Annotated in this window: 34 protein-coding genes and 1 pseudogene; 17 read left to right on the top strand and 18 right to left on the bottom strand. The window is 68.0% G+C overall.

The genetic code is table 11. The annotated features are described in order from the left end of the window. Positions 1-551 (bottom strand): hypothetical protein (locus ACZ7CF_RS35090; RefSeq protein WP_470371809.1); only part of this gene is annotated, 551 nt, incomplete at its 3' end. Beyond that, positions 548-1,276, bottom strand: a complete 729-nt coding sequence (locus ACZ7CF_RS35085) for a DddA-like double-stranded DNA deaminase toxin (protein WP_470371808.1) — start codon at positions 1,274-1,276, stop codon at positions 548-550. The genes ACZ7CF_RS35085 and ACZ7CF_RS35090, both read right to left, overlap by 4 nt. A gap of 433 nt (positions 1,277-1,709) precedes the next feature. On the opposite strand from ACZ7CF_RS35085, the gene ACZ7CF_RS35080 reads away from it, so the two are divergent. Then, positions 1,710-1,886 (top strand): hypothetical protein, encoded by a 177-nt coding sequence (locus tag ACZ7CF_RS35080; RefSeq protein ID WP_470371807.1) that lies wholly within the window; start codon positions 1,710-1,712, stop codon positions 1,884-1,886. A 146-nt stretch (positions 1,887-2,032) separates the two neighbouring features. Here ACZ7CF_RS35080 and ACZ7CF_RS35075 read toward each other — a convergent pair whose 3' ends face one another. From ACZ7CF_RS35075 to ACZ7CF_RS35065, 3 genes are all read right to left on the bottom strand, one after another. Further along, a complete protein-coding gene (locus ACZ7CF_RS35075) occupies positions 2,033-2,686 on the bottom strand; it encodes a hypothetical protein (protein ID WP_470371806.1) in 654 nt (217 codons plus the stop codon). A 144-nt stretch (positions 2,687-2,830) separates the two neighbouring features. Continuing rightward, positions 2,831-2,989 (bottom strand): hypothetical protein, encoded by a 159-nt coding sequence (locus tag ACZ7CF_RS35070; RefSeq protein ID WP_470371805.1) that lies wholly within the window; start codon positions 2,987-2,989, stop codon positions 2,831-2,833. A gap of 2 nt (positions 2,990-2,991) precedes the next feature. Next, positions 2,992-3,192 carry a hypothetical protein gene (locus ACZ7CF_RS35065; RefSeq protein ID WP_470371804.1) on the bottom strand — a complete coding sequence of 67 codons (201 nt, stop codon included), beginning with the start codon at positions 3,190-3,192 and terminating at the stop codon, positions 2,992-2,994. 78 nt (positions 3,193-3,270) lie between these two features. Here ACZ7CF_RS35065 and ACZ7CF_RS35060 point away from each other — a divergent pair, with 78 nt between their 5' ends. From ACZ7CF_RS35060 to ACZ7CF_RS35050, 3 genes are all read left to right on the top strand, one after another. Further along, positions 3,271-3,519, top strand: a complete 249-nt coding sequence (locus ACZ7CF_RS35060; protein WP_470371803.1) for a hypothetical protein — start codon at positions 3,271-3,273, stop codon at positions 3,517-3,519. A gap of 213 nt (positions 3,520-3,732) precedes the next feature. Then, complete coding sequence (locus tag ACZ7CF_RS35055; RefSeq protein ID WP_470371802.1) at positions 3,733-4,206, top strand: hypothetical protein; 474 nt, start codon at positions 3,733-3,735, stop codon at positions 4,204-4,206. Between the two features lie 134 nt (positions 4,207-4,340). Next, positions 4,341-4,715 (top strand): ANTAR domain-containing protein, encoded by a 375-nt coding sequence (locus ACZ7CF_RS35050; RefSeq protein ID WP_470371801.1) that lies wholly within the window; start codon positions 4,341-4,343, stop codon positions 4,713-4,715. Between the two features lie 26 nt (positions 4,716-4,741). Here ACZ7CF_RS35050 and ACZ7CF_RS35045 read toward each other — a convergent pair whose 3' ends face one another. Then, positions 4,742-4,912 (bottom strand): hypothetical protein, encoded by a 171-nt coding sequence (locus ACZ7CF_RS35045; protein WP_470371800.1) that lies wholly within the window; start codon positions 4,910-4,912, stop codon positions 4,742-4,744. A 346-nt stretch (positions 4,913-5,258) separates the two neighbouring features. On the opposite strand from ACZ7CF_RS35045, the gene ACZ7CF_RS35040 reads away from it, so the two are divergent. Further along, positions 5,259-5,906 (top strand): hypothetical protein, encoded by a 648-nt coding sequence (locus tag ACZ7CF_RS35040; RefSeq protein ID WP_470371799.1) that lies wholly within the window; start codon positions 5,259-5,261, stop codon positions 5,904-5,906. A 96-nt stretch (positions 5,907-6,002) separates the two neighbouring features. On the opposite strand, the gene ACZ7CF_RS35035 is transcribed toward ACZ7CF_RS35040, so the two are convergent. The 5 genes from ACZ7CF_RS35035 to ACZ7CF_RS35015 form a co-directional block, all read right to left on the bottom strand. After that, positions 6,003-6,362 (bottom strand): hypothetical protein, encoded by a 360-nt coding sequence (locus ACZ7CF_RS35035; RefSeq protein WP_470371798.1) that lies wholly within the window; start codon positions 6,360-6,362, stop codon positions 6,003-6,005. 88 nt (positions 6,363-6,450) lie between these two features. Next, positions 6,451-7,250 (bottom strand): IS5 family transposase gene (locus ACZ7CF_RS35030; protein WP_470371815.1). Its coding sequence is split into 2 segments (ribosomal slippage): positions 6,451-6,917 and positions 6,917-7,250, totalling 801 coding nucleotides; the frame shifts between segments, so codons are not numbered across the junction. Positions 7,251-7,539: 289 nt separating this feature from the next. Further along, positions 7,540-7,860 carry a hypothetical protein gene (locus ACZ7CF_RS35025; protein WP_470371797.1) on the bottom strand — a complete coding sequence of 107 codons (321 nt, stop codon included), beginning with the start codon at positions 7,858-7,860 and terminating at the stop codon, positions 7,540-7,542. Between the two features lie 102 nt (positions 7,861-7,962). Beyond that, entirely contained in the window at positions 7,963-8,160 is a 198-nt protein-coding gene (locus ACZ7CF_RS35020) for a hypothetical protein (protein ID WP_470371796.1), read from the bottom strand. Between the two features lie 263 nt (positions 8,161-8,423). Continuing rightward, on the bottom strand, positions 8,424-9,566 hold the full coding sequence (locus ACZ7CF_RS35015) for a DUF6042 family protein (protein WP_470371795.1): 1,143 nt from the start codon (positions 9,564-9,566) through the stop codon (positions 8,424-8,426). 467 nt (positions 9,567-10,033) lie between these two features. On the opposite strand from ACZ7CF_RS35015, the gene ACZ7CF_RS35010 reads away from it, so the two are divergent. From ACZ7CF_RS35010 to ACZ7CF_RS34980, 7 genes are all read left to right on the top strand, one after another. Next, positions 10,034-10,222 carry a hypothetical protein gene (locus ACZ7CF_RS35010; RefSeq protein WP_470371794.1) on the top strand — a complete coding sequence of 63 codons (189 nt, stop codon included), beginning with the start codon at positions 10,034-10,036 and terminating at the stop codon, positions 10,220-10,222. A gap of 272 nt (positions 10,223-10,494) precedes the next feature. After that, the gene (locus tag ACZ7CF_RS35005; protein WP_470371793.1) at positions 10,495-11,394 is read left to right on the top strand and encodes an AcrVA2 family anti-CRISPR protein; all 900 of its coding nucleotides are present in this window, start codon (positions 10,495-10,497) and stop codon (positions 11,392-11,394) included. A 642-nt stretch (positions 11,395-12,036) separates the two neighbouring features. Then, positions 12,037-12,417, top strand: a complete 381-nt coding sequence (locus ACZ7CF_RS35000) for a hypothetical protein (protein ID WP_470371792.1) — start codon at positions 12,037-12,039, stop codon at positions 12,415-12,417. A 36-nt stretch (positions 12,418-12,453) separates the two neighbouring features. Beyond that, complete coding sequence (locus ACZ7CF_RS34995; RefSeq protein ID WP_470371791.1) at positions 12,454-12,759, top strand: hypothetical protein; 306 nt, start codon at positions 12,454-12,456, stop codon at positions 12,757-12,759. A 64-nt stretch (positions 12,760-12,823) separates the two neighbouring features. Beyond that, positions 12,824-13,252 (top strand): hypothetical protein, encoded by a 429-nt coding sequence (locus tag ACZ7CF_RS34990; protein WP_470371790.1) that lies wholly within the window; start codon positions 12,824-12,826, stop codon positions 13,250-13,252. Continuing rightward, positions 13,249-13,425: a hypothetical protein gene (locus tag ACZ7CF_RS34985; RefSeq protein ID WP_470371789.1), complete on the top strand. Its 177-nt coding sequence runs from the start codon at positions 13,249-13,251 to the stop codon at positions 13,423-13,425. Before ACZ7CF_RS34990 ends, ACZ7CF_RS34985 begins: the two co-directional genes overlap by 4 nt. Next, positions 13,415-13,879 carry a hypothetical protein gene (locus tag ACZ7CF_RS34980; RefSeq protein WP_470371788.1) on the top strand — a complete coding sequence of 155 codons (465 nt, stop codon included), beginning with the start codon at positions 13,415-13,417 and terminating at the stop codon, positions 13,877-13,879. The genes ACZ7CF_RS34985 and ACZ7CF_RS34980 overlap by 11 nt, the downstream gene beginning before the upstream one ends. Before the next feature lie 66 nt (positions 13,880-13,945). Here the strand turns inward: ACZ7CF_RS34980 and ACZ7CF_RS34975 are convergent, their stop codons facing one another. After that, entirely contained in the window at positions 13,946-14,410 is a 465-nt protein-coding gene (locus ACZ7CF_RS34975; protein WP_470371787.1) for a hypothetical protein, read from the bottom strand. Positions 14,411-15,378: 968 nt separating this feature from the next. Here ACZ7CF_RS34975 and ACZ7CF_RS34970 point away from each other — a divergent pair. Next, complete coding sequence (locus ACZ7CF_RS34970; RefSeq protein WP_470371786.1) at positions 15,379-15,672, top strand: hypothetical protein; 294 nt, start codon at positions 15,379-15,381, stop codon at positions 15,670-15,672. Positions 15,673-15,750: 78 nt separating this feature from the next. Here ACZ7CF_RS34970 and ACZ7CF_RS34965 read toward each other — a convergent pair. Then, positions 15,751-15,930: pseudogene (locus ACZ7CF_RS34965) on the bottom strand (ATP dependent DNA ligase); the annotation flags it as partial. Between the two features lie 131 nt (positions 15,931-16,061). On the opposite strand from ACZ7CF_RS34965, the gene ACZ7CF_RS34960 reads away from it, so the two are divergent. Both ACZ7CF_RS34960 and ACZ7CF_RS34955 read left to right on the top strand, forming a co-directional pair. Further along, positions 16,062-16,334: a formyltransferase family protein gene (locus ACZ7CF_RS34960; protein ID WP_470371785.1), complete on the top strand. Its 273-nt coding sequence runs from the start codon at positions 16,062-16,064 to the stop codon at positions 16,332-16,334. 77 nt (positions 16,335-16,411) lie between these two features. Next, positions 16,412-17,515 (top strand): AbrB family transcriptional regulator, encoded by a 1,104-nt coding sequence (locus tag ACZ7CF_RS34955; protein WP_470371784.1) that lies wholly within the window; start codon positions 16,412-16,414, stop codon positions 17,513-17,515. 58 nt (positions 17,516-17,573) lie between these two features. On the opposite strand, the gene ACZ7CF_RS34950 is transcribed toward ACZ7CF_RS34955, so the two are convergent. Then, complete coding sequence (locus tag ACZ7CF_RS34950) at positions 17,574-17,801, bottom strand: hypothetical protein (RefSeq protein WP_470371783.1); 228 nt, start codon at positions 17,799-17,801, stop codon at positions 17,574-17,576. A 496-nt stretch (positions 17,802-18,297) separates the two neighbouring features. On the opposite strand from ACZ7CF_RS34950, the gene ACZ7CF_RS34945 reads away from it, so the two are divergent. After that, on the top strand, positions 18,298-18,810 hold the full coding sequence (locus ACZ7CF_RS34945) for a GNAT family N-acetyltransferase (RefSeq protein ID WP_470371782.1): 513 nt from the start codon (positions 18,298-18,300) through the stop codon (positions 18,808-18,810). A 444-nt stretch (positions 18,811-19,254) separates the two neighbouring features. Then, the gene (locus ACZ7CF_RS34940; RefSeq protein ID WP_470371781.1) at positions 19,255-19,536 is read left to right on the top strand and encodes a helix-turn-helix domain-containing protein; all 282 of its coding nucleotides are present in this window, start codon (positions 19,255-19,257) and stop codon (positions 19,534-19,536) included. Positions 19,537-19,874: 338 nt separating this feature from the next. Here ACZ7CF_RS34940 and ACZ7CF_RS34935 read toward each other — a convergent pair whose 3' ends face one another. Genes ACZ7CF_RS34935 through ACZ7CF_RS34920 form a run of 4 tightly spaced genes read right to left on the bottom strand, consistent with a single transcriptional unit; the run spans position 19,875 to position 23,444 of the window. Then, a complete protein-coding gene (locus ACZ7CF_RS34935) occupies positions 19,875-20,963 on the bottom strand; it encodes a hypothetical protein (RefSeq protein ID WP_470371780.1) in 1,089 nt (362 codons plus the stop codon). Further along, positions 20,960-21,580, bottom strand: coding sequence for a hypothetical protein (locus ACZ7CF_RS34930; protein WP_470371779.1), 621 nt, complete (start codon positions 21,578-21,580; stop codon positions 20,960-20,962). Before ACZ7CF_RS34930 ends, ACZ7CF_RS34935 begins: the two co-directional genes overlap by 4 nt. A 26-nt stretch (positions 21,581-21,606) precedes the next feature. Beyond that, positions 21,607-22,338: a hypothetical protein gene (locus ACZ7CF_RS34925; protein ID WP_470371778.1), complete on the bottom strand. Its 732-nt coding sequence runs from the start codon at positions 22,336-22,338 to the stop codon at positions 21,607-21,609. Then, positions 22,335-23,444 (bottom strand): hypothetical protein, encoded by a 1,110-nt coding sequence (locus tag ACZ7CF_RS34920; protein WP_470371777.1) that lies wholly within the window; start codon positions 23,442-23,444, stop codon positions 22,335-22,337. Before ACZ7CF_RS34920 ends, ACZ7CF_RS34925 begins: the two co-directional genes overlap by 4 nt. Positions 23,445-23,481: the final 37 nt, after the last annotated feature.

The following is a 23,481-nucleotide window of genomic DNA, read 5'->3' as shown; positions in this document are numbered from 1 at the left end:
GCGACCGCGAGGTCGCGTGGAATGATCGCGTCGCGCGGGAACTCCGTCTCGTTCGCCGAATCGACGTACAGGGTCGGCACGTCGTCCGGGACGGCCGTCGGAGATGACGTCACCCAGGGGCGTCGCTCCAGGGTGAGGTCCAGGCCGTGTTCCGGCGGGAGAGTTGCATCCACAGTGGACGGCGGTAGGTTTCCAGTGTGCTGCAGGACAAGTGTTTCGACCTGGGCCGACCGTGACCGAGTCTGTTCCGACGGGCTTTGCGTGGCCCACATGGTCACCATCCGCACCGCCCGCCGCGGGTCCGTCGGCCCGAAGTAGTGCAGCGCCACGTGCTCACCGGTCGGTGACACGTCCATCTTGAACATGCGGTCGGGAATCTTCGCCGGACCGAACCGGGGTAGCTCGCGCGCGGCGATCTGGGTCGGATGCGGCTGTGGTTCGGCCAGGATTGCTGCCAGTGCACGGTCGAGGTCGGACTCGGATCGGACCTCGAACGGCTCACGAGCGCGGTTGGCGCCGCTGTAGAAGTACCAGTCCAGCGTGTACGTCACCGTGCATCCCTTCCCCGGAACGTGTGCGAACCTACCGGATCGTGCACCGTCAGCGTCTGACCGGCGCCCAGCACGAGCGGCAGCACCTCCCGGCACCCCAACATGCCCTCGCACACCTCCTTGTTCACGACCACTTCGGCACGGCTGATGCCGGACTGCCGCATGCGCCAGGCGACCTTGGTTTCGACGTGCTTGGTGACCTCGGCGTTCTGACCCGGCCACAGCACACCCACCTTCGTCAGGTGATCATTGATGCGGGTGTGCTCGCCGTCGGGCTCCCGGCCGCTCTGCACGAGGTCCTCGTTGCCGTCATCGTCGCGGTACATCCCGCTGGTCTTGAACGCGGGGAGCGCCGATCGTGCGCGCCGCGCCCAGGTATCCGACTGCCGGTCATCTCCGCCGCCTCCGCCGCTTGCCCCGCCGGGCGTCGGCGCTGAGGCTGCCGGCGGCCCGATTGCGAACTGCCGGCGAACCTTCTCGAGACCCTGCAAGCACGATGCCAGGACGGTCAGCAGGTCCATCGCGCCGGCCCGCACAGCGCCGAACTGCCCGGTGACCATCTCAGCGTCAGCCTGCTCGGTGGTTCCGGCCATGACGCCGGTGAGCACCGTCGCGCACTCCTCGGCCATCTCCACGACCTGCTGGAGCATCTGCTGAACCTGCTTGGCCTTGTCCGCGGCAGCGTTGAGTGTGGCCTCAACATCGCTGAACGTCGTCGGCGGCACACCGGTCCCTTCCCGCGGACCCGCGCCGATCCTCGCACAAGGCACGCGTGCGGCCGACCCACGGTTCAGCCACACGGGTGACGGCTCGTACCGCGTTCACCCGGCGTGCGTCTGATCTCCGTGAGCGAGACCCACTCAGGGCGTCGCCGCGGCGGCGTGGCCCGCGGCGCCGTGATAACGACCGGTTGCACCGGCGAAGATGGTCTCGCACGGCCACCCTCGTGGTGACCGCGGCTCGGGTCGGGCTCGTCTCCTCCGGCGAGCCACTGCTGGGATGCGGAAGTGCTCGCTCAGCGGGCGCGGTGGGCGGTGACGGCGGCCAGGGCCTCACGCAGATCGGCGCTCATCGCGTCCGGCAGTCGCCGGTACGGCAGATCGAAGCTGAGCAATGCCACCCGCGCGGTCATGAGCCGGCTCGGGAAGGAAGGCGTGCGTGCAGCGCAGCGCAGACGAGGGCGGCCTTCTCTTCGGTGAACGCCGTGAAGTGCGCGGCGATGACGGCCGGTTCCGGCAGGACCGCGCCGACCTGGGCGCGGCAGGCTCTCGCGAGTGCGTCGTAGACGTCGATCGCGTACTGCTGCAGCAACTGCGCCCGGCGCCGGCCGGATGACCGCGGGACAGGCTGGTCGGCGGCTGCGGAGGCAGCACGAGCGTCGTCGGCCTTCCGTGACCCGCGACCCGTCAACGGGTGTCAGTGGGTGGACGGCACTCGATGTCAGTAGCGACTGGTGTCGCTTGACGCCCCACGTGGGGGATCTACGCGGTGGGGGTGTTGCTCGACTGGAGCTGCACGATCAGCTCGTCGAGCACGTCGACCGACGGAATGTCGGCCCCGGTCCGGGCGAGCATGTGCGCGGTGCGTAGAAGGTCGCGTCGCCGCTGGCGCGGTCGGGAAGCCTCGGTCATGCGGGCGTGGCCGTTCTCGTCGCGCCTGATGGTGATGGCGCCGATTCGGTGGCGCACGACGGGCCGGAAGGTCTCCAGGGTGAACTGGTGGTAGATCGCCGGGGTGCCGGCGGTCTGGCTGGCGCCAGCGAGCTCGTCGCGGTCGAAGCGCTGGAACGCGAGGCGGGAACGGCCGTCGGTGCGTTCGTCGATGAGCAGGAAGGCGACCTGGTCCTCGTCGTCGACGAGGACTCCGCCGTCGCCGGCGTTGGTGAGCAGCCGGGCGAGGGCGGTGTAGCAGGCGGTCATCTCGGGGGTCGCGTGGCGCTCGGCGCGCAATTCGCTGAGGGCGAGCCATCCGAGGCACGTCATCGCGAGCAGGCTGAGCGGCACGGTGACGAGGTCGATGACCGTAGGGTGGGTAAGGAACACGGCGACCGAGCAGATCGTCATGCCCACCACGGGTGCGAACGGCAAGATGCGGCGCATCCAGCGCGGCGGGGGCGATGGCGGGCGTCGGCGCATTCGGTCCTCCCCAGGACGGGCTATGTGCTGAGCATCGACCTGGCCGACCGCGGTGTTACTGACCGAACCCGTCGCTGACCTGCGCCTAAGCGTGTGCGGCCCGTTGGTGCAGCGCCGCACACGCTTAGGCGGGGAGCGTCGGTGTCACCGCGTGATCTGTTGCTGCTCGGGCATGCCGGGAAGCTGCGAGGGCCAGTTGTCACGGTTGAGCGGGTGCTCGGACTCGTGCCAGGTGAAGGTGAACCCGGCGGCGGCGAGCCGTTCGCACGTCTCCAGTGCCATGACGCCGATATCGATGTCCATGATCAGCGGCAGTTCCCGGCCCCCGGTGCAGGACCGAGCCCCCAGCCGACCACGGCGCGGATGACTTCGACCGCGGCTTCGTCCGGTGCCCATAGCCAGGTCGAGCGCGGACTCGAGGAGATCTGCAGGGTGATGCCCGCGCCGGGCGGCGCGGCCGGATAGGCGGCGCGGCCGGGTTCGGCGTGCTGGTGAGTTTCGATCACCTCAGCGATATTGGCCGGTGCGGGTGCGCGGTGAAGATCCCGAGCGGGCGACGTCGCCAGGTGCCTACGCTGATCGTCATGACCGAAACGAACGAGCCCCTGCAGCCGATTTCCTGTGGGGCGCTCTACGGGGTGGAGGGAAGGCTGGCGAACCTGGCGGCCGCAGTGCCCCAGGTGAAGATTGACATCGACTCGCGGCGGCAGACGTCTCCGACGGGCCAGGAACTCGATCCTGTGCCGGCGGCCAAGGCGGAGAGGTTCCGCGAGCTTGCAGTGAGTGTTGAACTCTCTGGATGTCCACATCCCCACCACGGTGCTGCACGCTGACCTCGATGAGGCGCGGCGGCAGGGGAGCAGGCCGCGGCCGCACGGACCGCGCGCGGAGGTCGTAACCGAGGGGAAGTTCCCCGGGAGGGGGAGTCGTCGGCGGCGAGAGCATCACGGCCGCTTCAGCAGGTGTGGGTTGGTGCCGATGTTGCTTGGCGTGAATGCATTCTGGTTTGTAGCGACGTGCCCGGCCTTCATGCGGGGGTGTGCACGGTGATGTGGTTGTTTCGCCGGCGGACGCCTGCTGAGCTCGCGGCCAGGCAGGCCAAGGCCGCGGCCCGGCACGCGCAGGAGGTGGCCGAGCGGGAAGCGGCTCGTCTGCACGAGCGCCGTCTGGAGCTCGCGATCGGTATCGGGGCGGTCGTGCTGATCGCCCACGCCGACACGTGGCAGGAGATTGCGGCGCGTGCTCGTACCTACACATTGTGGCCGGGCGAGACCGCCGTGGTGGAGCCGCAGGACGACGGCATGGTGAAGGTCCGGCTCGGCGGCAAGCACATCATGGCGCTGCTGTGGAGTGCGTGGTGGGACATCACCGATGGCCGCACGGCAGCGGACCGCGCCATCGGACGACGGATCTACACCGAGCTCGCGCGCACGGTCGACGCCGTCGGAGGCCTCACCAGCCCCGGTGCGGCGATCCCGCCGATCGTGCTGGACGCCCGGATGGCCGACACCACGTCCTGACAGGCGGGGCGCGGGCGATGCGATCTGGCGCTCGCCGAGTGAACGGAGGCCCGGCTGCGGCTGGTCTAGTGGTGGCGAGCGTGCCACGAGGTGGTGCGCGTCCAGTACCGGACACGCGCGCTGGATCAGGTGTCGTGGGATCCGGCGGAACGCAGCACCTCGGTGAGGAACCGGTGCGCTGCGGCGATGACGAGGCGTTTGGCGTGCTGCGGGAGATCTCTCAGCACACCAACACCAAACTGCACGACGTCGCGACGGTCATCGTCGCCGTCGGGAGCGGCACCGCGGTGGCGCCCGAGGATGAGGAGATCGTGCGGGCGGCGCTGGCCGATGTTCACTGCATCGCGCTCGGTGGCTCGTTCGCCACGCCGCCGGCCAGTGCCTTCAGCCTCCCGGACTACTCCGGCGGGGGTCAGCCGTTCGACCTCGAGGGCCAGGCGCTGGATGACGGTGGCGCAGTCCTGGCCGGTTGCCTCGGCGACCATGTCGATCAGGATGCTCTCGATTAGCAAGTTCACGCCGCCTGGCGGCTGCGCTACTCGGAGACCGAAGCGAGCGCGTCGTGCAGGATCCGCCGGTCCTCGGCCGGCAGCAGGGTACGGAAATTCAGACGAAGCGTCTCCGGCTGGTTGACCTGCGCGATCAGCTCCATCGCCAGGCCGGGCTGGTTGGTGATCGTCAAGGCCCGCAGCCAGCCCTCGGTCATCGCCCGTCCCGACAGAGGAGGAAGCAAGGAGTGCTCGGCGCCGTGCTCGGCTCCCGAGTTGCCCTCTCCGGGCCGGTTCCGTCGCCACCACCGCAGGGGATCACCTTAGGAGCTGGCCATGATAAGAGTCCCGGCGCGCCTGGGGGTGCGGGCCGGAACCTGTACTCCGAGCATCGCGCGGCCGGGCCCACGGCGTTACTCGCACCGGCCGCGCAGCGGAAGGCGCTGTGGCCGTTCTCCCAGAACGCGGACCTTGGCGATGTGCTTGTGCCAGTCAGGTGCAGGCGGTTACCCAGGCGCTCGTGTCACTCGATCGTGGCCTCATGCCCGCTGCCATGCTGGCGCCATGAACACCTCGTCGCCCACCGCTCAGTTGTCCCCGCTGCTCGGGAACGTGTCGGGCCTTCAGCGCACCGCCGACACCGTGCTGCAACTGCACGACGAACACGCCCGGCTACTCGAACGCGTCGCTGCTGCCGAGGACGAGTTCATCCGCCGTATCGCCGCCGCGCACCGCGCCGGCGAGCTCGACTGGCGTGGGCTGGCCGCGGCCTACGACCAGGTCCGCGAGTGGAGCAAGACCAACGGGCTGGATTCCTTCGTCCAACGGTGGACGGCCCACGTCCACTACGACCGCAACTCCCTCGCCCGCTACGCCAAGGCGGTCCCCAACGGCGAGGACGGCAAAAGCTGGAACGGAGACACCGGCTGGAAGGGCATCGACGAGTCGAAGATCCTGCCCCCCAAAGGGATGGCGGTGGGGTTCGTGCTGTTCGGCAACGGCGGCGTACCGGTGTTCATCGGCTTCACCGAGCAGTTCCGCTCGCGCGTGAAGTCGTTGCACCGCGGCGGACTGGTGTGGCAATCCTGGGTGGCCCGTCTATGTGACGGGCGCCAGGACGCCATCGAGGTCCGCCGCCAGCTGATCAAGGAGTACGGGGAGCCCAACGTAGCCGCCCAACCCGTGCGCGCCGAGGTCACGCACGAGCGGTGAGGCCCGATCATGCGGAAGGTCCCGGCGCGCCTGGGGTCATCGTGCCAACATGATCACGGTGACTCCGGCCGCACCGCGCCGCGCCCGGTGTGGTCTTCAGCGGGGGCGGGGCGTCAACCAGGCCGAGGGCGAACAGGACGTCCGGGTGGATCTGCACGTCGGTGAGGTCCTGCTCGGGATCGTCGTTGCTGTCGGGGTGGCGGCCACGAGCACGGCCAGGCGCTGACTGGTCAGGTATGCCGCGTCGAACGGTTTGGCCGGGTTCTGCCGGCGCAGGTAGGGGTGGTCGAGAAACGGTCCGAAAATTCTGTTGCGCACCAGTTCCAGCACGACGACGGCGGTCTTGGGGTCCAGGGGCGCGTCGGCGCGGTACTCGTGCTCGAACTTGGCTCGGATCAGCGCGGACAGGATATCGGGCCGTAGTAGTAGGGAGAGCCGGTCGTTGGTGACCAGCACGCGCAGCGCGGTGGGCGCGTGGTGGCCGGTGAGCAGCGTGAGCGCGGCGTAGAGTCGGGGCCGGCTCCAGTCCAGCAGGCTTGAACTCCTAACTCAATGAGATGTTGCGGAGTCGGCGCCAGCAGATGATGCCGCAGGCCAGGCTGAGGAAGGCTTCGTGGATGTCATCGCGAATCTCCCAGCGGATCCGCAGGCGGCGGAACCAGTGCAGCAGGGCGAAGGTCTGCTCGACCACCCATCGGTAGACGCCCAGGCCTGAGCCGTGCTCGCTGCCGCGGCGGGCGATCACCGGTCTGATGCCCTTGGATCGAACCAGGTCGCGGTACTTGTCGTGGTCGTAGCCGCGGTCGGCGTACACCGCGTCAGGACGGAACCGCGGGCGACCGCGTTTGCCGCGCACCGGCGGGATTTTGTCGATCAACGGCATCAGTTGGGTGACGTCGTTGCGGTTCCCACCGGTCAGGGACACGGCCAGCGGGATGCCGTGTCCTTCGGTGATCAGATGGTGCTTTGAGCCCGTTCTGGCGCGGTCGACCGGGCTCGGCCCGGTTTTGGGCCGCCCTTGAGGGCGCGGACGTGCGAGCCGTTGATCACCGCCCGCGACCAGTCCAGCGCGTGTGCGGCGTTGAGCTCGGCGAGCAGGTTCTCGTGCAGCCGCTGCCAGACGCCGGCCTGGTGCCAGTCCCGCAGCCGCCGCCAGGCGGTCATCCCCGAGCCGAAGCCGAGTTCCTGGGGCAGGAACTCCCACGGAATGCCGGTGTAGAGCACGAACAGGATGCCGCACAGCACCTCGCGGTCGTCCAGCCGCTTGCGTCCCGGATGGTCGGCGCGGCGTGGCACTACCGGCAGCAGCGGCTCGATCCGCGCCCACAACTCGTCAGACACGATCCACGGAAGCTGCTCACCCTTCCTCACACCAAGGTCAACACACCGATGATCAACAGTATTCCAAGATCATTCTGTTAGGAGTTCTTAGTGCCTGTTTCTGATCCCGATTTGTCCCACGGCACAACGGGTTGCACCTTGAGCTAACTGTCTGCGCAGGCCACAGGTGTCCAACGGTGCGCATCGAGCAGAAAGAGGCTCAGCGCGCTGGCAGTGAGGCCCGTCTGGCGTGGTCGCGTCGCTGAGGCACGCCGTTCTACCGTGCTTGCGTGGGGCGCCGAGGCATAGATGGTCAGCGCTCGCCGAGGATGCGCGCGGCGCGGGCTTCGACCATCGAGGAGGCGTCGAGCGGTGCGAGCAGCGAGCTGGGCATGGTGCCCGGCCGGGCGGGCACATGGTCGTCGACGAGCTGCAGACGGATCAGGCCCAGCTCAGCCGCACGGCGAGACAACAGAACGATCTCGTCGTCGGAGCGCTCAGTGACGTTGACGTTCACGCGGGCCTGGTCAGGGCTGGCCCCGCGGTCCCGCAGCCCTTGCAGAAGGTTCCCCAGCGTCGCATCGAGGTACTCCTCGAATGGCTGGCCGGGTTGGCGGGCGAGGAAGTTGGTCATCCCACTGCTATCGGTGCTTCTGTTCGGTCCCTTGAGTATGTGGCACGCTGCAAGCCTGGGTGACGGGCCGTTCCAACCTCGATCGGAACGTCCCTTTAGGGCTCAGATCGGGGTTCGCAAACAGGCACTTAGGACACGCTCCAGGCGCAGGCCATTGAAGGTGGCGATCAATCCGAGCAGCAGGTAGTCGTCACCGACGTGGGCCGTGAGTTGTCCGGGTTCTGTGGAGTACACGTACGCGTCGGTGATCACGAGGTCGTCGAGCGGGAGCTCCGGCAGCCGCGAGAGCCGCACCAGCATGACCAAGGGACCGTGCGGGCGTCAGCGTCGCGGGTGAGGTCGTAGAGGCTGGTGCCGAGCACGACGCGCAGCTGCCCGTCGGTCAGGCCCAGGGCGGTGATGCGTTCGCGGATTAGCGGGAACTTCAACGTCGCGCGCACGGCCACGCGCGCCGAGCGCACGGTCATCGCAGCTCACCGTTCTCTTGTGCAGTGCCCCGTCGCGCCGACCTGGCTGCCGACATCTGTCTCGGCAACCAGGCCGGTTTACGGCGATCGATGTCGTTACGCGTCAGCGAATTGGTGCGGGGCCGCGGCCAGCTCGGCGGTCTGCGTATCTGCACGCCAGCGCAGCAGGCCGGCCTTCTCAAGGTCGAAGAGCGAGTTCACGGCGGCCTCTACCGACATTGCCTGCTGGGTGGCGAGCGAGGCCATGCACGTCGTGAAAGTGCCGCCGTCAGGCTTGTCGAACATGAAGCCCATGTACCCGATGAGGTCGCGGGAGTCGGCGGGGACTCGCGGGTCTTCGGCGATGCTGCGGTAGACCAGCCACGGCGCACTCTTCCAGACGATCTGCGTCTCTTCCGTCCCCTCGTCGGGCTCGGTGGTGAAAGTGAAGCTGGTCCAGTCAACGACGATGCCGATGCGGGCGTGCTCGGCCAGGACATCGAGGTCGCGACGATCCAGTGCCGTGCCCTGGCGCAGCACAGAAACGCCGAAGCGGTACATCAGGCCGTCGAGTCCGGCCCGCACAGCGCTGACCGGCATGTCGGCCTCGCCGGCGAGCCGCTGCAACGTGGTATCCACCTGCGGACGACCCTCATATGCCCGCAGACTGCGCCGCAGCGCCATCGCGGGCCCGGCGGTCCGGGTGCGCCAGCCGATGCGCTCCTCCCGGTCGATCCAGTCCGCGGGCAGGGGCAGCGCGTCCATGGGGTCGGGGATCTCGAGGGGCGCCCGCCACTGCTCTGTGCCGTCCTCGGTGCGGGTGTGCTCGACGACGCCGAGATCGGCGAGCAGGTGGGCCAGGTCTGCGACCGTGGTCGGCACCGGCCGGGCCAGCGCGGTGACCGCCGCGGTGAACGCGGCCTGGGCATGGCGGCGCAGCAGCGCGGTCTCCTCGTCGTCGTCATTGTCTTGCCAGGTCAAGACGGTGTTGACACCGTTGGGGAACTGGTTGCTCACCGGGTGGGTGGTCACCAGGTGGGCAAGATCCCCGTCCTGGCTTAGCACGCTGGCCGTGTCGATGACGACCTCGAGGTTCATCGCTTCTCGCGGCATCAGTCGCGGCCAGGCCGAGTTGCTCCACGCGGTACGCATGTAGCTGTGGCCGGATCCATCGATGTCCCGCGCGGCCTGCAGGTACCGCAGACCGGTGGCAGCCATGTGGGCGCGGATCTTCTTCTTGCGGGCACGGTCGTCGACCATGAGAGCCTCCAACGGAACCCCACGCGTTCCGCGAAGGAACATGCGGCGCGGCTGGCCCGCGCCTGCGGGTTGTGGTGTGCGAGTCCGGGACCCTTGTCCTCGCCACCCCGGTGGCGTGGGCACACGGGGTTCGGAAGCAGGCAGGCACATTTGCCGGCACCATGATACGACAGCGCCGAATCTGTTTCCTGCACCGTCAGGACCGCGTGCGTCCGCTGGGATGTCGTCGTCGCCGACCGTCACACCGACCCGCCACCGCAGGGATGTGGCGCGCAGCGGGCGTCTGCAGCGCGTCCACGGGAGGCCGCCCGGCATTCGAACGTGCCCGGAAGAAGGCCAGAGTCGCCCGGCACCGCGGGTGTGCCGCCCACTGGGCCATGGTCTTGGTATCTCCGTCGATGATAATCAGCGGTGAACGACGGCCTGGGCGGCGCACCGGTGGCGCTGCCAGCGCTCGACTTGATCGTGTGGCGGTGCATAAGGCCGCGGGGGCGGACCGCAACACGGCGGTGGCGCGGCTGACGCTGTCGAGCGGGCTGCGCAAGCACCGCGCCCTCAGCGGCGTCGTGCGACAGACCGGTCTCGACCTCAACGTGGCGCACGGCGCGCTGGCGGCGCCCAACGAAGTCCACGTGCTCATGACGGCACTCGAGTAGCACTGCCAGCGGCGCATCTTGGTCTACCAGGGCAGAACCGTCCGGATCTCGCAGTAGCAGCCGGCAGGACCCGGCGCGCGGTCGTCGTTCGCGGTCGCGCCGGACAGGACCTTCCGGCTGCCGCTACGCGCGGTGGGTATCCTCATCGTCATCGCTCGTTCCCCCAGACGCGGGGGGTGCGCCCTCAGCAGAGGGCGAGGATCGCAACGCCTGCGCCGCAGCACCTTCGCGGGTGCCATCCTCCATGCCCAGGAACGAGAGGAACCACTCCCATGGCCAAGCCACCTCCACGCGAAGCCGAACCGACGATCGCAGGCATCGACGGTCTGCTCAAGCAGTTCCGAGTCCGCTACCCCAAAGCACTGCCGGCCGCCGAGAGCATGCGCGAAAGAGCCAGCAACGCCGGGATCGAGTGGCCGCAGTGGTGCTGGCTGCCGATGGCGGCCTTCCACACCCTCGCGATCTCCTACGGCGGGAACCCGGCCACCGAGGTCGGTCGCAGTGCCGCGCTGGCGCTGTGGGAGATGGGACGGGGGGTCTACGTCCCGGACACCGCGGTGGCCGAAGTTGCCTACGACTCGCTGCGGCAGGCCGCGACCGCGGGTGCTGTGGACTGGCATCGCGTGCCGCTGCCGCCGCTGGAAAGCTGGGCGGGCCAACTGCCCGAGTGGTGCTGCTATCTCGCGCTGCCACCGGCGCTCCCGGATCTCGACGTCCCCGTCGACATGTTCCGGCCGCACGGCGTCTACGTGCACCTCGAAAGCGACGCCAACACCGGCCGCCCCGAACTACGCCTGCTGCTAAACACCGACTGCACCTGGGACGGCCTCGTTCCGATCCCGGTCTACCTCGACCGGCCAACCCTCGGCGCAGCCATCTCCGACATGAGCGCGGTCAGCGACGCTGCGGCCGCCGGCGCCTACGGCGTTGACCTGCGGGCGGTCGGCGGCCCGAGCACAGTCGCGAGCATGCGCGGTCTCGCGGTGTGGATGGTGCTGCCTTTCGTGCTCGCGCTGATCGATCCCGACGCCCGCCATGCCGACTCCGCGCGGCCAGGCGACGCCCCAGTCCCCGCCCAGCCCGGCCACAACGGCCGCTGGCGTCCTGCCAAGAGCACCCGGACGTGGCACATCACCTACCGCACGCCTGGCCGCCACCTGCGTTCGATCTGAGCCGTGACCGACCCGCCATCAGCGGTCCGCCCACCATCGCGCGCGTGCCCTCGCGGACGCTGCCACCAGGTTTGCGGTCACGCCGCGGCCGTTGATCGCGGTCAGCGTGATGGACGTGGCTGATGTGATCAGGGCCTGCCGCTGGACGGGCACCAGTCCAGAGGCAGCTTCACACGCTGGTGCAGGTACTTCACCGCCATCCGACAGCCGACCGGCACCGCCCGGTGGCGGTGCAAGCGCGCGGCCTGGTGCTCGTACTTCCGGCGCTGGGCCCGCGCACGCTGCCCGCAGCTCGGCTCATGCTGGTTGACGGACGTCCCACTTACCCGCTGAGGAAGCCGGCAGGGCTTGAGGCCGCTGGCGCGATCAACGACCGGACGAGTGTTCAGATCAACGGTCGGATCAACCGGTGATGGTTGATCCGACCGTTGATCGGTGGTTGATCACACTGCGGCCAACACTGCTCATCGGCACTGTTCCTGCTGTTCAGAGACATTCAGATCGGGGGCGCAGGGACAGCGCAGCTGCCTCGATCACGTCTGGGAAGTGGTGCGCAGCGTCTCCAGCACGGCCAGTCGGATCATCCCCAGTGCGGGTCCGTCACGCTCGAGCAGCCGGCTCGCTGCCGGCCGCAGTGCCGGCGTGGTGGCGAACGCGACGTTCCTTCTGATCTACCTGATCATGTGCAGAAACGAGCGGCCGCCGCAGGCGTGGCAGACGGTGGCGCATGCGACGTTGAACCCGCCGGGGCGGCTGAACGCCACGGCGTTCGCGGCCAGGCCGTCGCGGCCGCTGCAGCCGATGCAGGTGTCGTTGATTCAGGGCGGGAGTGCCGGATGGCGTGCTTGGGCTGCGTGCGGAAGCGGTGGCCACGGTGGCAAGGCCGCGAGTTTCGAGGTCGGGTTCGTCGACGAGCAGGACGAGGAGCGGCCGGATGTCGCTCGGAGATCGGGGCAGTCCACGCTTCAGGTGACGTCGCGTTCGGCCTGCGCGGCCGACGTAGTGCCTGATTCTCGGCGATAGGTTGCAATCTCGACGAGATTGAGTAATCTCACCGACATGTCTGGAGATAGTGAGAGCCCACGTGTCCTGCGGTTGACCTTCGAGCTGCAGGTCCCTGCGGGGCTCCGCCGCAACATCCGAGGGCCGCGCATCGACGCGGCGATCACGACCTTCATCGGCGTAGTCCAGGGCGTGGCCGCGAACGCGTTCCCGTGGGCGAGCTCTATGACGGTGCGCGGGGAGTGGAGCTACGTCTGGCGCGACCGCGCCGAGAAGGTCGACCTGGCCACCACCGAGCTGAACGCAGGCCCGTTCAGCTCGAAGGGTGACGAGAGCAACCCCGACCTCACCGAGCCCGCGTAGTACGAGCCGCTACTTCGGAAAGTTCGATGTTGACCACCACCATGTCGACCGCACCGTCCTGGTCGTGCTCGTCGAGTGGTTCTCCCAACCCGCCCTCGAGAACGGCATCCTGCAAACCCCGACATGGAGCAGTGAAATGACCTCTTGGACTCACGTCCTTGCCGTCATCGTGGGCGCAGCCCGGCCCGACGGCGACATCTACGCGCACTTCGGCTCCCTGCTGGGGTTCAGCGACCACCTCGCGGTCGCCCGGGACCTCGGCTTGGTGCAGGCCGCGCCCGAGTCGGTCGCCGACGACGCACCGGAGATCGTTCTGACCGACGCCGGACGGGCGTTCGTCGAGCAGTTCAAGCTGGCCGAGCTCCCGGAGGGCCGCGCGAACTACTGGAGCCTGCACCACGCCTCGCTGACCGAGCCAGCCGCCGCCGAGCTGACCCGTCGTTGGAACGCCCTCCACGTTCAGCACCCATTCATCCAGGACGCAGCACCATGACCGCGACCGAGCACGTCCTGTCCGGACTGCTGCGGCATGCCGCACGCAGGGGCCGCGACGACGGCCACTTCGAGCTGCAAACGGTCGTTCCCGGTGTACCGCCCCGCACCGCCGACGTGGGCACGCTCGCCGACCTGATGTCCGTCGCCGAAGGAGCAGACGATGACCACTGACCCGGCTACGAACGGGGATACGACGTCCGGGTCCACCGGGGCTTGGCGGATGCGACCCGCGATGCGGCTGCGCCGGGCCGCCGAGGCGGTACGGTCCACCGGGGCCTTCCGCCTGGCCGGCGAGGAGGTGTCGGTAGCGGCGGTGGCCGACTGGCTGGCGTGGGCCGCAGACGTGCACGGCGCCTGGGAACGCGACCGTCAGGCCGCCCCGGACGTCTCCGCGACCGCGGCGCTGGCCTTCGCCGAGACGTTGCCGCTGGTGATCACCCATGAGGCCATCGTCTCGTCCCGGCAACTGCGGGGCGCCCGGCGCAACGGAACCCACCTGGCGTGCACCTGCGGCGACAGCTTCGGCGTGGTCAGCAACGAGGCACCCTCGCGCGGCGGGCGCGCCGAAGCTCAAACCCGCCACCTTCGCCACGTCGAGAACACCCGCAACAGAGGGGATGACTGATGACGCCGTTGTCGTCGGTGTCCGCTGCGGCCACAGGTGCCCGGAAGACGACATTGCTCTGCACGCCTACCGGCTTCGGTGAGCTGACGCGTTGTCAGGCAGTCCTGATCTGAGCATCTGGTAGCCATCCAGGTGGCCGTCGTGCAGGAGGCAGGCTGCGCCCAGGCGGGTCCGGCGGACCTCGTCTGGGCTCGCGGGGAAGGCAATGCCGAGATAGGCCAGGCCTGAGTTGATCGGCCAGGTAGGGTCATGGACGCCGCCGTGGTCGTCGACGCACCAGGCGTGGGCTGTGGCCAGGCCGTTCTGATACAGCGCGAAGCCTTCGACGTAGGTCAGGCCGTAGGTGGCGGCGTAATGCCTCGCGTTGGCGTAGCACTGACGTTCGGCACCGTGGTCTGCGCCTGCTCGCAGTGAGGTTGGAACACCTGATTGTCCGCGGTCGAGAACGAGTTCTTCGACGCAGCAATAGTTCCAGTCTGCCGGGTGGCGCGGGTGGTGGATCTCGACCATCTGGTTGAGCCAGGCGATCAACCGGGGAAGGTAAGACGTCACGCACGGTTCGGCGGGATCAGACGACACAGCACCATGATGACCCGCGTGATCAGTTGGACAAACTCGGTCGTCTGCTCCGAGGTCTGGGCTCTGGTCACGGTCGCACGGGCCCGCTCCAGCACCCACCGGTCGAAGTTGATCGTCCGCCGGACCCGACGCCGGGATTGCGGACAGTCCGGTCTGCTAATCCAGGCCTGGAGCACTAGGGGAGGCTGTGATTCCGTCCACACTTCCATACGGCACGAGGTCAGGTTCGAGCATCGGCGAATCCTCTCGGAGTCGTCGCTCCTGAGCGCGCCCGCGGAGGGGGCGCGAACCGGACGATCAAGGCGTTCACATGAGTGGGCACGTGCGCGTCCTGAGACCCACGCACTGCGAGTGACCAGGGCCTTCGGAACCGGGTGAACCTTGCCAGCGACGGAGAGAATCTTGAACCGGGTGTTCCCCGCCGACCACTCCTCAGTGATGATGTGTCGGCCAGATCAGACGTAATCCCGCCCAGGAGGAACGGCCAAACGATCTACAGCCCGCGCTCCAACAGCCCACACGTCGTGACGAACTCGTGCTCTCCTTCGTGGCGTAGGACACACGTCTCAAGATCAGAAGCAGTCGCCGAAGGACCCCCGACATGACTCGTCGTGAAGCGGGTGTCTGGCAGCGAACAAGACGGCGGGTCCCTGACTTGCACTCAGGAACCCGCCGGAAGCAACCGCCCACCGATGCGTGTCGAGAGGGATCGCTATGGACACAGTACGGCTTCGTGCCGTCAACGTAAGGGGTAACTTCCGCCCAGGCGTGGTCACTGCCAGTGCGTGCAGTCGCCAGAGACCTGCCCAGCGTAACAAGATCACGCTGCGGAACCCGCAACCACACCCTGCCGGACCGACACCGTTTGTCGTTACCCGGCAAGGCATTCACGACCTATACCCCAGATGAGAACAGGGGACGTGACCGGTGTGGGCGAGGAGGTGACGTCGATGGCGGGCGGTCGTCGTAGCAAGGCCGAGCATCCGGTGCCGATCACGTGGGCGGCCGCGGTGGTGGTTGTCGTGACACTCGGGCTCGCCTTCGCGTTCGAGCTGCTGCTGATCGTGGTCGCCGGCGTGGACTACAGGGTCGCGACGGCAATCACGCTGGTGTTGACCGTGGTGGTGGTGTCGGTGCTGCTGCCGGGCCGCGGCCGCGGTGTGTGGCGCCGACTCAGCGCCGCCCTTCAGGCCTTCCTGAGCACCCCGCACTGATCGCGCCGGGACATCGACGGCTTCCTGCTACTGCGGGGAGCCGTCACCGTTTCGCCGACGCCGAGTCGATCGAATCGCCTACAGCGTCGCGTCATGCGGCGTGAGATCGGGTCGTAGCCCTTTCCACACCGCGTGACGCAGTTGCCGGCTGGAGCTCCAAGTCCGGAACGCCACCTCGGTTACCAGCGCTGGCCGGACCCACCGAGCGGACTGGGCGTGTTCGCGGGGGACCGGCCCGGTGAACGGGCTGGTCTGTGTGGTGAGCGCGTCGAGCTAGCAGCGAAGGTCGCGCTGGAAGAACGCGCAGCGCCCCTGCAGACCTATTCGGTAAGGCGCTATCCGCGACACGCCATCGCCCGGACACGTGAGTTGCCCGCATAAACCACTGTTTGCTGCCCTCGTTCGTCGGCGGCCGGGCCTATCACCAGGCGCACCACAGGGGCGTCCGCTTGGTCGGTGCGACCGCGCACTTCGCGACCACCGGCGTTGATGAGGGGCCGATCCTCGTCCAGAGATCGGTGCAGGTCGCGCACGGCGTGAGCAGCCCCGGTGCCCTGGCCGAGATCGGCCGCGATGCGGAGATGCTGGCGCTGGCCGAGGCGGTTCGGCTGCTGTGCGCGGGGCGTGTCGTACCGCACGGCGACCACCCGGTGATCTTCTGATGGTGATGGGCAATGCGGCTGTGGCCCGCTCTGATCCCTGGCTACGGCGGTCACTCAGGCGCACGCCAGCGCTCGTCGTGGGGCTGGTGCTGATGGGGGTGTGCCTGGTCCTCGCTCAAGCGGCCGAGGTTCTCGGGATGCCCGCTCCCCAGTTGCTGACCGCGACGGTGGCAGGCGCGGCGGTGGCGATGCTGAACAAGACCGAGGTGGCGGCTCCCGCCCAGGGATCTCGTGCGGCTCACGCGTTGATCGGCATGCTGATGGGCAGTTACCTGCGGCCCGACGTGCTGCAAGACGCCTCCGGCATCGTGCTCGCGTCGCTGGCCGCCACGATTGCCACGATCGTGGTGTGCGTCGTCGTGGCGTTGCTGCTGGCGCGCGTGTCGACGGTCGCGTCCTTGGATGCCCTGCTCGGGCTGGCCCCTGGCGGCTCGGCTTCGATCATCGCGAGCGCGAGCGAGCTCGGCGCCGACGCGTGGCAGGTCGCGTGCGCGCAGTACCTGCGCGTCGCGCTGGTGGCGGTCACGGCCCCACTGTTGGTCGTCGCGGTGGATACGGAGACCGGCCGGCCTTCCGCCGTGCTGCAGTCGATGGTCGCCTGGCCTGACGTGGCTCAGGTCGTAGAACAACCCAGGGGAGTGGCTCCGCTCCTCGTACTCACCGCGGTGTGCATCCTCGGATCACAACTCGGGGCCAAGCTGCGGTTGCCTGCACCTGCGCTGCTGGGCTCGGCGATCCTGACCGTGCTGGTCACCTTCACCGGCACAGCAACGGGTTTCGGGCCGGACGGCCTGCTCCGGGACATCGTGCTGGTAATGGCGGGCCTGGACGTCGGGCTGCACTTCAGCCGGGCAAAGCTTCGCAGCACGATCTCCGTGCTCCCACACTTGATCATCGCGATCGTCTCGGTGTGCGCTGCGTGCGCGGGTATCGCCTGGGTTTTCGGCACCGTCACCGGCGTCGGGTTCACACACGCCTATCTGGCGACCACACCGGGTGGTATCACCGCCGTGCTCGCCACGACCGCGTCGACGGGGACCGACATGACGGTGGTCTCCACGGCTCAGTGCGTGCGGTTGCTGGTTGTCGCGTTGCTGGTGCCGTTGCTGATCCGAGGACTGACGCAGTGGCGGCCTCGAGGTGCCGGCGTGTGCCGCAGAAGCGGGGCCGGAGTCGAGTAGCGGAGCGGTGTTGCGGATCTCGAGGCTCAGTGCGCCGAGGTCGGCGCTTACGTGCGCGTTACTGGACGACGGCAAGGAGCGAATCGTCGAGCTGGCTCGTGTCCGAGAACAGCTCGCCGAGTCCGGGAAGCGATCGGCACGCGACGAAATCCTCGTGCCGCGTCCAGTGATCAGCTGTCATCCGGCCCTCGTCGATGAGGGTCTGCCATTCCGCAGCCTCGGTGTCGAGCAGGCCTGCAAGGTCCTCAGCCGAAAGTGCCTGTGCCTCGTGCAACGTCAGTGACATGTCGGTCCTCTCGTCATCGCGGAACTCGCCCGCGCCTACGCTCTCATTTGCGAACGCAACTGTAGTCGAGTCGAGAGGTCATGCGGGCGATCGGACACGAGAAACCCCAACGCCCATTTCCGCTGGTGCCTGCGGATGTCAGGGGACCAGCCTGCTGGTTCGCGTTCTGGCGCTCAATCGGTGACTGCGCGACCAGCGCGTGACAGCGTGCATGGGCAACAGCCGGCGCAGTGACGACCGGACGCTGTGCGCCCAGCAGGGCTCTGTCCAGCGAAGCTGGACGATCCCCCTGGCCGCACAGCGTGCTGATGGTGTCCCCCCGCCCTGCCTCACGCGCGTCCTGGTCTGGCTGAGGTCAGGATCGGCGAACCGGGGGAAGCACGATGGCCATCAACGACGAGACGTCGGTCGAACGAGGTATGCACCGTGGCGGCTGCAACCGTGGTCAGGCGCGGCTTCGTGCTTGGTTGCGCAGCGCAGACATGGTCGGTGCGGTGTGACGGAGACCGTGAGTGGCTTGGCAGGCGCGGCCGCGATCTCGGTTCGGCGGCTCGCCGCCGCTGATCGGGTGCAAGTGCGGCGGATGCTCGGGCGGTGCTCGGCGATGACGCTGCAGCAGCGCTTTGGCACCGCGGCTCCGGCGCTGCACGGGTTCGCCAGCTCCGTCGTAGGTCGTGACGATGTGATCGGGCTGGGTGCGTGGCTGGGTGAGGAACTGGTCGGGGTGGGGTCGATTCACCTCAGCGAGGACGCATGCGAGTTCGCGATCCTGATCGAGGATGCGTGGCAACGCCGAGGTGTGGGGACGGACCTGATCCGCGCGATGAGCGACCTGGCCGTCGCGGCGGGATGGCATCACGTCACCGTCGAGTTGCTCGTCACCAACACCGCGGCGCGAGCGCTGCTTCTGAGCAGCTGCACACACGTGTGGCTCTCGGCGCCGGACGCCGGACTGGTGTCTGGACTGGTGTTGCTGCGGGGGCGCGGCTCGCCACACGACGCCACCTGAACTGCGCTGGAATCCCAGTGCGGTTTCGAGGACCAGCCAGGCTCGGTGCCACATCCCACGCGGGATCATGCCAGGAAGAAGGCCCGCATCCGGGGGCGGACATGCGGGCCATCGTCCGGTACGTCGCAGCCGCCTCGCGTGCCGTTACAACCGTCTTAGCGCTGTTCCCGTCGCATCTGGCTGCCGCAGCGCGCCGGCGCAAGCCCGGATTGACTTATAGTGACGAAGGTGAGGAGATCGTCCACTAGGCGCGGGCTGGCACCCCGTGAGCTGCCAAGCCGACACAGTCTACTTGGGCGACGACGCTGCAACACCTGCGGGAAAGCCTGCTTCGACAGCGCGCGTGAAGCCAAGAACTTCATCCGATCCAGGAATGCGCAACCGTCTGTCTCTACGGATCAGGTCTTTCACGGGAAATACCGCTGTGAGGGCGGCGAATGGCATGTGACCACCAAGAAGGGTGTGACACTGCCGGAGTTGGCCGTGGTCGCTGACGGCCGGGACCACTTGGTGGTCCTGAACGATGTTCTCCGAGCCATCGCAGATCAAGGTCCAGGTCTGGCGTTTCCCGACCATCAGTCAGTGGCCAAAAGTCTCGGCCTTACCAAGGCAAGCACGAAACAGCTGATCAACTGGCTGCGCGAGCACGGGTGGCTGCGCGACAACCCGCCCAATCAACACTTCCTAACCGCGATCCCGAAGCGGGAAAACGACGTTCGGATCTGATCTTCCATGATTTGACGGCGCCGCCGACTCGAATGCTTCGAGGTCCAGCCCATGTGTCCCTCGCTGGCCACAAAGTGACGTCCTGGCCGGTTTTCCAGTGGAGCGGGACTACCGTCCCTGAGTGTTGGCGCGTGTCTCGGTTCTGCGGATTCACCGAATCGGGACGCACATCATGATCACTTATCGGGACCGGCCGAAGGCTGTTCTGGTCCCGTTCTCCTGGTACAGCCAGGTTTCGGCGATCCTGAGGACAGTTGACGCGGTGATGGGGCGGCGGGTCGCGCACGTCCCACCACCTCGTCACCGTGAGGCGCCTGCTCAGGTTGTCGCGTCCTGGGTCAGCGCATCACCACTGGGGTGCCGGCGGGCACGTCTGCCAGGGCCCGGCGCAGGGAGGCCGGTGCGGGTACGCATCCGGTGTCGTCAAGCGCTCCGAGCGCCGAAGTGACGGGCAGGCCCGGTACGCTGATCGCGACGGAAAATCCTGTGCACAGCCGCGCTGGGTCGACGGCGATGGGCAGCAGCGGCCGCAACAGCCACGGCACACCATCGACGTTCGCGCCGATCGCGACGAAGCTGCGGGCCCCGGACCGTCCAGCCGTCGGATGGCCGGAGACCGGGCGGCCGAGCACGGATCGCTCGGGCTCGGCGCGGCCCAGCTCGGCGAGCACCGTCACTTCGCCCGTGGTCGCGTTGAGTTCGATGCGGGCCCCGGCGTCGGCGAGTTGCATGGTGGGGTTGAGGTAGATCCATCCTGCGGCCGCCGCTCCGCTGCTGTGTGGCCGCGCGGGCAACAGGGCAAGAGCCCAGCCGGGTCGGCGGTCGACGACCGGCACCCACGTCGGCGACAGCATCTGCCGCGGGGGCAGCACCGCCACGGCCGGCCCACCCGGCTCTGCGTAGACCGCGACACCGGTGGTGGGGTGCAGCACCAGCGAGCCCGGCTCGGCGCCGGGTGACGGATCGCGCAACACCTGCGGCAACTGCGCCCCCACCACTGCGGCGGGCAGTGCGGCAAGTGCCCGGCCTCCGATCACCTGAGGTGGCACTGCGTTCGGATCTTCCTGTGCCACACGGGGGATCCGCTCCGAAATCGGTGGCGCCGGCGTGAACGACGTCGTCTCTGGTGCCGGTGCTTCAGCGTGCGCGGCCGCTGCTCGGCCCGCGTCGGGCTGACGCAGCAGGATAGCCACCAAGGCGATCAGGATCCCGGCCAGCAGCAGCTTCACCGTCGCGTCCCCGCGCCGCAGGCCCGCCAGCCTCATGCGGAACGCGTGCAGCACCAGCCTCGCCGTCGTCAGCTGCGGAATGGGCTGCGTCTTCTCCATCTCGGTCTCCGGGCCCGCGCCAACACGCGCGCGAGCCGGAGCGACGACGTCGTCGTCACCGGAGATCACCGTGACGGCGCCGGCGACCTGTGCCGTCACGGCGTCTTCTCCGCGATCGCTGTCGCGATCGCTTTGGCGATCGCGCACGTGTCGATCTGGGTGAAGCGCCCGTTGGTGATGGCGACGCCGGCGGACCCGTTGGCCAGGGGCATCAGCGCCGTGCAGGATGCCTCCTTGCTGGCGTTGTTCGTGCCTGCCTTGAGCAGGCCCGTCTTCGAGCCGAACCGCGTGGACTGCGAGCCCTTGTGGTCAGACTGCGCAGTCGACATCAGGCCTGGCTTCGCCCAGGCGATGAGGACGATGAAGTTGCGTCCCTGCTTGGGTGTGCCACCCTGTTCGGCGGTCACGACCGTCTTGTCCCCGTTGTCGTAGCGGCACGCGGTGGAGAAGGCATCGTCCTTGTCCGGGGCGCGCAGCTTGGGCTTGGTGTTCTCGGCCGGGCGAACCTCGGGCGGCATCGCCTCCCACCCGACCGCACACGGGTCAAACGCCGCGTTCACCGACTTGGCGTCCACCCGTGGATCCAGGTCCCCCAGTTCGATCGTCTTGCGATCCTGCGTCGCGGCCGTCGCATGTGCCGCGGGCACTGTGGACAGAAACGCGACCGTGACCGCGGCGGTCGCCAGCACCGCCCGTCCTGTGTTCTTGATGGTCATGATCTCCCCCGAGATAGGACAAAGGCTTATGGGAAAAGGGCTTTGATGAACTCGATCACGACGGGGTCGCGCATGGCGTCCAGCTTGGACCGGTCGATCGGCGCGTCGAAGGGCTGACCGCGGGGTGGTCGCATGCTCTGCCGGATCCGCAGTGCACCGGGTTGGCCGACGTCGCCGAGCACCGCGACGCTGAGCTCCTCCTTGTCCCGGCCTTTGCTGTCGGCGTCCTCTGCCTCACCGACCCGCATGACCGGTTTGCCGGCCAGCGTCAGCTCGGAGACCATCGCTGCGGTGTCCTTGCGGGAGCGCAGGATTTGCAGGTCGCGGGCGATCGTGTCGACGGGGGAGAGGTAGAGGTGGACCTCGATGACGGGGGCGAACTTGCCCTCCGGCGTCTTTGCGGTGTCGTCGGAGCTGATCGTGCAGGACTGGCGCTCGTCGATCACCCGGAAATGCCCGGCGCCGAGGTAGCGGTCCCACACCGTGGGCGGAACCGCCGAGCACAGCATTTGCGCCGTGACCAGCGGGTCCTGCTTCGCCTGTGCGAGCAGTTCCTGCCCGCTTTTGGCCTTGGTGTCCTGCCACTCGACGCACTGCTCGGGGCTTTCGCTGCGCGAGCACGAGCCGCCGCCCGTCGATGTGGTCGCGCCGGGCTGGTCGGTCTGCGGTGTCGGGGTGCCGGACACGATGCTGGTGCAGCCGCCGAGCAGTGCGGCCAGGGAGGAGAGCGCGAGTGCGAGTGCGCGTCGGCGGTTCATCGCTGTGCCACCTTCGCCACGATCTTCTTCGCGACCTCTTCTGCGGTGTCGCACGTCGCGGTCTGCACCCGGATCTGCTGGGTGAGGTCGTCGTCGTCGACGCGGTTGTCCTGGTCGACCTTGATCTGGTCGTCCCAGACGATGTAGGTGGTGCAGCCGAGGTTTCCCTTGTACAGCACGGCTTTGCGGCCGTCGACGGTGATCTGACGCGCCGTGCCGTCATTGGCCTTGACCAGCTTCGACGGGTCGGTGTTCATCGTCCACGCCACGGTGACCTCAGGTCGGCCGGCGCCCTTGTCCCGCGGCTGCGGTGGCATCGCTTTGCGGGACCGCGCCGTGCACGACGCCGGTCCGCCGGTCTCGAGTATTCCCTCCTCGAACATGTCCAGCGTGGCGGCCGCGGCCGTGCACGGGTCCAATTTGACCAGCGTCAAGTCGGGTTTCGTGCGGCCGGAACCGTGCTTGGGCATGTCCTGCCAGATCGGCGCCAGTGCGGTGACGTATTCGCGCAACACCGCACACGCCGGCTTGTCGGGTTTCTCGTCGGACCTGACCGACGTGCTCACACGCATCTGCACAGCGTGGTTGTCGTCGAGCGGCTTGGAGACGGTGCAGGTCCTCTCCTCCTCGGAGAGGAATACGTCCAGCCCGCCGAGCTTCTCCGGCGCATCGTTGCGACGCGCCGAGGCGTCGTAGAGCGCGCCGACCTCCAGGTAGAAGGTCCAGGTGGCTTCGAACTCACCCTTGTGGGTGCGCAGGTCGCACTCGTTCAAGCCGGAGCTGGACGGCAGGATCTCGTCGGGCTGGTCCCCGGTCGCCTTCTGCGCGGCCTCCGGGTCGTGCAGCCCACACGCGTCGATCGCCCTGTTCTTGCCGTCGGCGAGTGCCTTGGCCCTGTACATCTCCGGCACGCCTGGATCGACTTGGTACTCGGCCTGCGGTGCGCCGTTGTCCTTGGCCTGTGGCTGTTCACCACCCGAGCCGGTGCAGGCTGTGGCCAGCAGAACTGCACCGACTGCAGCCCCCAGCGTGAAACGCTGTCGTAGAGCCATGTCCGTGATTCCCCCGAATCTAGACAGAAGTACAAGAAGGCTCCTGACCAGCACGAATCGGCACCATGAGCCGACGACGGCTGACCAACGA

This window comes from Lentzea sp. NPDC036955, assembly GCF_055608005.1.
The sequence above is the reverse complement of the archived record's forward strand: the minus strand, read 5'-3'. Positions and strand labels throughout refer to the sequence as shown.

Excerpts from the sequence above, each read along its gene's own strand:
- ACZ7CF_RS35015 (WP_470371795.1), bottom strand. The coding sequence starts at position 9,566 with ATGGTCGACGACCGTGCCCGCAAGAAGAAGATCCGCGCCCACATGGCT.
- ACZ7CF_RS35060 (WP_470371803.1), top strand. The coding sequence starts at position 3,271 with ATGACCGAAACGAACGAGCCCCTGCAGCCGATTTCCTGTGGGGCGCTC.
- ACZ7CF_RS35025 (WP_470371797.1), bottom strand. The coding sequence starts at position 7,860 with ATGACCAACTTCCTCGCCCGCCAACCCGGCCAGCCATTCGAGGAGTAC.
- ACZ7CF_RS34980 (WP_470371788.1), top strand. The coding sequence starts at position 13,415 with ATGACCACTGACCCGGCTACGAACGGGGATACGACGTCCGGGTCCACC.
- ACZ7CF_RS35045 (WP_470371800.1), bottom strand. The coding sequence starts at position 4,912 with ATGACCGAGGGCTGGCTGCGGGCCTTGACGATCACCAACCAGCCCGGC.
- ACZ7CF_RS35075 (WP_470371806.1), bottom strand. The coding sequence starts at position 2,686 with ATGCGCCGACGCCCGCCATCGCCCCCGCCGCGCTGGATGCGCCGCATC.
- ACZ7CF_RS35040 (WP_470371799.1), top strand. The coding sequence starts at position 5,259 with ATGAACACCTCGTCGCCCACCGCTCAGTTGTCCCCGCTGCTCGGGAAC.
- ACZ7CF_RS35070 (WP_470371805.1), bottom strand. The coding sequence starts at position 2,989 with ATGGACATCGATATCGGCGTCATGGCACTGGAGACGTGCGAACGGCTC.
- ACZ7CF_RS35020 (WP_470371796.1), bottom strand. The coding sequence starts at position 8,160 with ATGCTGGTGCGGCTCTCGCGGCTGCCGGAGCTCCCGCTCGACGACCTC.
- ACZ7CF_RS34995 (WP_470371791.1), top strand. The coding sequence starts at position 12,454 with ATGTCTGGAGATAGTGAGAGCCCACGTGTCCTGCGGTTGACCTTCGAG.
- ACZ7CF_RS34925 (WP_470371778.1), bottom strand. The coding sequence starts at position 22,338 with ATGAACCGCCGACGCGCACTCGCACTCGCGCTCTCCTCCCTGGCCGCA.
- ACZ7CF_RS34985 (WP_470371789.1), top strand. The coding sequence starts at position 13,249 with ATGACCGCGACCGAGCACGTCCTGTCCGGACTGCTGCGGCATGCCGCA.
- ACZ7CF_RS35005 (WP_470371793.1), top strand. The coding sequence starts at position 10,495 with ATGGCCAAGCCACCTCCACGCGAAGCCGAACCGACGATCGCAGGCATC.
- ACZ7CF_RS34950 (WP_470371783.1), bottom strand. The coding sequence starts at position 17,801 with ATGTCACTGACGTTGCACGAGGCACAGGCACTTTCGGCTGAGGACCTT.
- ACZ7CF_RS34930 (WP_470371779.1), bottom strand. The coding sequence starts at position 21,580 with ATGACCATCAAGAACACAGGACGGGCGGTGCTGGCGACCGCCGCGGTC.